The sequence below is a fragment of the Lentiprolixibacter sp. genome, from assembly GCF_982873095.1.
Genome location: NZ_CEYNTP010000232.1, coordinates 1 through 4369, shown reverse-complemented (window position 1 = coordinate 4369; position 4369 = coordinate 1). Strand labels below are relative to the sequence as shown.

8 protein-coding genes and 1 pseudogene are annotated in these 4369 nt (G+C 42.5%); 3 read left to right on the top strand and 6 right to left on the bottom strand.

Annotated elements, in window-relative coordinates; translation table 11 throughout:
- Positions 1-317: hypothetical protein (locus AC4E7D_RS12155; protein WP_490174059.1), on the bottom strand; the 317-nt coding region annotated here is incomplete at its 3' end.
- Positions 318-576: 259 nt separating this feature from the next.
- Between AC4E7D_RS12155 and AC4E7D_RS12150 the strand changes: the two genes are divergently transcribed.
- Positions 577-1047, top strand: a complete 471-nt coding sequence (locus tag AC4E7D_RS12150; RefSeq protein WP_490174058.1) for an Hsp20/alpha crystallin family protein — start codon at positions 577-579, stop codon at positions 1045-1047.
- A gap of 90 nt (positions 1048-1137) precedes the next feature.
- On the opposite strand, the gene AC4E7D_RS12145 is transcribed toward AC4E7D_RS12150, so the two are convergent.
- The 4 genes from AC4E7D_RS12145 to AC4E7D_RS12130 all read right to left on the bottom strand — a co-directional run bounded on the left by AC4E7D_RS12145 (position 1138) and on the right by AC4E7D_RS12130 (position 2932).
- The gene (locus AC4E7D_RS12145) at positions 1138-1902 is read right to left on the bottom strand and encodes a patatin-like phospholipase family protein (RefSeq protein ID WP_490174057.1); all 765 of its coding nucleotides are present in this window, start codon (positions 1900-1902) and stop codon (positions 1138-1140) included.
- 116 nt (positions 1903-2018) lie between these two features.
- Positions 2019-2249 (bottom strand): DUF6327 family protein, encoded by a 231-nt coding sequence (locus AC4E7D_RS12140; protein WP_490174056.1) that lies wholly within the window; start codon positions 2247-2249, stop codon positions 2019-2021.
- Positions 2246-2596, bottom strand: coding sequence for a hypothetical protein (locus tag AC4E7D_RS12135; protein ID WP_490174055.1), 351 nt, complete (start codon positions 2594-2596; stop codon positions 2246-2248). The genes AC4E7D_RS12140 and AC4E7D_RS12135 overlap by 4 nt, the downstream gene beginning before the upstream one ends.
- A 3-nt stretch (positions 2597-2599) precedes the next feature.
- On the bottom strand, positions 2600-2932 hold the full coding sequence (locus tag AC4E7D_RS12130) for a YtxH domain-containing protein (RefSeq protein WP_490174054.1): 333 nt from the start codon (positions 2930-2932) through the stop codon (positions 2600-2602).
- A 121-nt stretch (positions 2933-3053) separates the two neighbouring features.
- Between AC4E7D_RS12130 and AC4E7D_RS12125 the strand changes: the two genes are divergently transcribed.
- On the top strand, positions 3054-3440 hold the full coding sequence (locus AC4E7D_RS12125; RefSeq protein WP_490174053.1) for a hypothetical protein: 387 nt from the start codon (positions 3054-3056) through the stop codon (positions 3438-3440).
- 38 nt (positions 3441-3478) lie between these two features.
- Positions 3479-3961: a hypothetical protein gene (locus AC4E7D_RS12120; RefSeq protein ID WP_490174052.1), complete on the top strand. Its 483-nt coding sequence runs from the start codon at positions 3479-3481 to the stop codon at positions 3959-3961.
- A gap of 30 nt (positions 3962-3991) precedes the next feature.
- Here AC4E7D_RS12120 and AC4E7D_RS12115 read toward each other — a convergent pair.
- Positions 3992-4369 (bottom strand): annotated as a pseudogene (locus tag AC4E7D_RS12115) (acetate kinase); the annotation flags it as partial.

Sequence of the window (4369 nt, the reverse complement as noted above, 5' to 3'; positions counted from 1 at the left end):
TCCGCATGGATTTCTGTAGAAAATTCCTTCTCCAGTTGTACCAGCTCATCGATCTTTTCAACGGATTTCTCAAATAAGCGCCGTTTTAATACTTCCAGGTCCATATCCTCTGAAAAGGTTTCGAACACTTCCAGGTAGACTTCATCCAGCATTCCTCTTGCATTATAGAATTGCCGATCAATCTTCCCTTGGTTTTCAGATACTTTAAGACTCGCTACCATGAATCTTTCCAATTCAGGAACCAGGGATTTGATCTTGTCGTAAAAGTCCTTAAAATTATTTTCTGCCTTGTATTTCAGCAATTCCTTTGTTGGCATAATCACAGTATTTACGTTACTCATCCTGTTTGGGGATACGCCTTGTAATCCTTCTTAAAGCTACATCTTCCCAACCTAGTTGACTATGACTTCTGTCAGGTTTTAAAAGAGACATCTTGATTATTAAGGAGTTTCTCATGGCCTCCTGGTCAAATTTTATTGAAGATGTTGTCTGCCGGACTGATCAAGATCATTTTAAACTTAATCCGGATCAGTTAGATTTCCAGCCGAATTGAAGTTTAACCCTAAAATATTTATCATGTCACTTGTTAAATTTAAACAAAGGAGAAGGCCTTTTGGGAACTTGGTTACTTCGGATTTTTTTGACATGGAAGACTTTTTCGACAACCGTTTCTGGAAAAGGGGTCTTGTAAGCGATCGTTTCTGGAATGGCAGGACAGGAGAACCTGCCCTGAACATTAAAGAAATGGATGATCACTTTGAGATTGAACTGGCTGCCCCTGGCTTCGCCAAAGAAGATTTTGATGTAACTATCGACGAAGGTTACCTGAAAATTTCTGCTGAGAAATCCTTCGAAGAAGAAGAAAAGGAAGAAGAATTCACAAGGAAAGAATTCAGCTACAATGCTTTTGAAAGGTCCTTATTGTTGCCAGAAAATGTGCTGGAAGAAGAAATTAAGGCCAGATACAAAGATGGTATTCTGAGCTTTAATTTGATGAAAAAAGAAGAAGCCAAGAAAAAAGCACCCAAAAAGGTGAAAATTTCTTGACGATTTTGTTTTAGTGAGAAAGGCCTCCAAAACCTGACTTGTCCATGTAATTACCAGGTGCTTTGGAGGCCTTTTCTTTGATTTATATTCTTATTCCTGAACAAATTCACTGGCATCCAGGGTGCGGAGGGCTGCTTCATAACCCAACTGATAAATGGTATCCAGGTCAGTTAGGTTGAAAATGTTGAACTGCTTTAATCCCGAGGGAGAAATCACCAGGGTACATCGTTTGAACTTCGAAAGAGAATCGTTTGCAGTCCTGATCTGATACGCCCGCTCGAGTACGGATAAGGAATGTTTAAAATCCTTGTAGGTCCTTTTTTCAAAAGGGTTCACATAAATACCGATAATTTTCTCGCATTCATTTGCGATCAAATCTACAGGGAAGTTGTTCAGCACCCCCCCGTCTACATAGTAGGAATCGCCTATTTTAACCGGTGCAAAAACCCCCGGAAAGGCCGCTGATGCCAGAATTGGCCTTATCAATTCCCCTTCACTAAACACTTCCAGGCCTCCATCAAGGAGGTTGGTAGCAGGCACTTTTATGGGAATAGACAATACTTCAAAGGAATCCTTTTTAAAGTAGTCCAGGAAACGATCATAAAACTTTTCGGTGTCTACAAAGCCGGGTTTGCTACGGGCGTATTTTTTCAGGCTATAAATCTCGGTTTCCTTAACAAAGTTGAGGATTTCCTCAGGCTCCATGCCTGAAGCATAAAGGGCAGCAACCAGGGCACCTGAACTTGTGCCCGACATCATATCAGGGACAATACCTTTCTCTTTGAAAACCTGCAGGGCGCCAATATGGGCGATTCCCCGTGCCCCTCCCCCGGATAAAACCAATCCCAAGCTCATATGCCATTAATTTAAAGCAAACCTATACATGAGGCGGAAAATTAAGAAATGTAGACCGTATACCAGTACAACAAAGGGGGAAAGTAAAAAGCCACTTTCCAGTGGCCTTTCATGTATTACTCTTCTAGTTTTCGGGATTTGATCTTTTTCATCAGTCGGGTGAGTACATAGGGCACCATCACACGCGTAAGCACGCCATCCGCCCCGCGAATGAGGTTGATGGGGTACAGGTGTGTGCGAATATCATTGATCCTGAGCTTGGCACACTCCTTATCAATTTCCCTCTTAAGAGAGAGGATCTTTAGTTGCTCATCTATCTCCTTAAAGGAATTAAAACGCCTTGTCATGATTCATCAAAATAATATTTCGAAAACACCCGCAGTATAGGTTTGTTGACCCTATCCCTGAATAAATAGCCCATAATGGCAAGCACCAAATAAATTGCCCCAATTACAAGGAATCCGTAAAGGGTATTACTCAGGGCCTCGCCTAAGGCAAAAGAAGCCGCCACGCTCAAAAACAATAAGGTCAGCAAGGCAAAGGTCCCTATCAACAAAACTTTGACAAAATAGGTAACCAATACCATAGAGATCTTAAAACTTTTGAGCTTGGCGTACTCCAGGCTGTGTTCTACATATGCAGACACCTCCTTATCAATCTCTGAAAAATCATGCTTTAATTCTTCAAAAGCCATGTTCTAGTTTTTCTGGAATTCAGCATTCTTTTTCTTCAATTCATCCAATTTCCTTTCCAAGGTTACAATGATATCGTCTGCTTTGTAACTCATGTCAGATAAGGTATCTTCCAATTTTTGTTCAAAAGCTTCGCGTTTTTCATTGGCGGTCTTGGTTAATTCTTCCTTGGCATGGACGAGCCTGTCGGTAAAATCTTCCTTAGCCTCAAGGGCTTTGTCTTTGATTTTTTTCCTGGTTTTCTTTCCTTCATCTGGAGCGTACAGGATACCGATTCCCGCTCCAATTGCAGCACCAGTCAATAATGCTAGCAATACATTTCCACTGTTATCTGTCATGACTATAAACGTTTAAATTATCTGTGGTCAATGTAAGTTTTCAGTATCTCCTGTGAAATGATCTAGGTCATTTCAAAGAAGAAAGCCCAGGATTTATTTTGCCTTATATAAATGATCCACTATGAAGCGTAGTACACAACAGACACATCGGATATTACTTGCAACAAGTCTTTGGTTAGTAATGGGATGCGGACCAGTGATTTTCACCTCCCGTCCGGCTAATCCGCCACCCCCGTGGTTCTACCCCAATCGCGTTGAGCTTGTACGCTATGTGTATTTTCCGGACCTCACCATCTATTACGACCTGCATTCCAGCATGTATGTTTACCTTGAAGGTGGAGTATGGATCCGCCGTAAGGTATTGCCCCCCAGGTACAGGTCGTACAATCTTGAAAGGAGCCGCTACAGACGGATCCGAGATTATCGAGGGGATAAGATCGATGATTACCACAGAAGACAACAGGATCGGGGCCGGAGTAATCTGGACAGGAAAAGAACCCGTAATTAATTGTATAGCACACATTTTGAACTAAACAATATATTATCATGAAGACTACACTTGCATTGATAGTACTATTGAGCCTAACCGCTTGTTCAGGACAGCAAAAAGAGCAACAAGAAGGAAAAGAAAAGGAAGCAAAACCTGAAATTGAAACCCCAAAAGGCGCCTGGGAGGTAAAAAAGGAATATGACGAATTTGGCAACCTGATCCGGTACGATTCTGTCTATTCATGGTCCTACTCCAATATCAAAGGTGACTCAGTCAGGGTGAATCTGGACAGTATTATGGATCTCTTCCGTGCAGATTTTGTAGGCGATAGCCTGTTCCTCTGGCGTGATCGTTTCTCTTACTTTCCCAAAGCGGATTCCCTTTTCATGCAAGACTTTTTTGAAGAAGATTACTTCTTCAGAAATTGGGAAGAGCAACAGCAAGACATGCTGGAACTTATGCGGAAAATGGATTCTTCACGAAATGCCTTTCTAAAAAAGTTCCACCCGGGCCTGATGGAATCAGGTAAATCTCAATAAATCCGGATATCTCCTATTTTGGATTCATTGTTACCGGGAAAGTAGCGCATAAGCTTGCCGGGCTATTTGCAGCTCTTCGTTGGTAGGGATTACCATAATTTTAACGCTGGACTTGGGGGCATGGATCTCACGACTACCCTTATCCTTACTGTTATTACGGTCTGGGTCTAGCTGGATCCCAAGGACGTCCAGATCACGACATGCCATTTCCCGTACCTGAGGGGAGTTTTCTCCAATACCGGCTGTAAAAACCAGTACATCCAGGCCATTCATAGCCGCGGTATAGGCCCCGATAAACTTCTTGATACGGTAGGCCTTCATCTCCAGGGCAAGCCGGCAATTCTGGTCGCCCTGTTCTGCGGCCTTAAGGATATCACGCAAGTCATGTATCAATTGGCACTGTCGGCG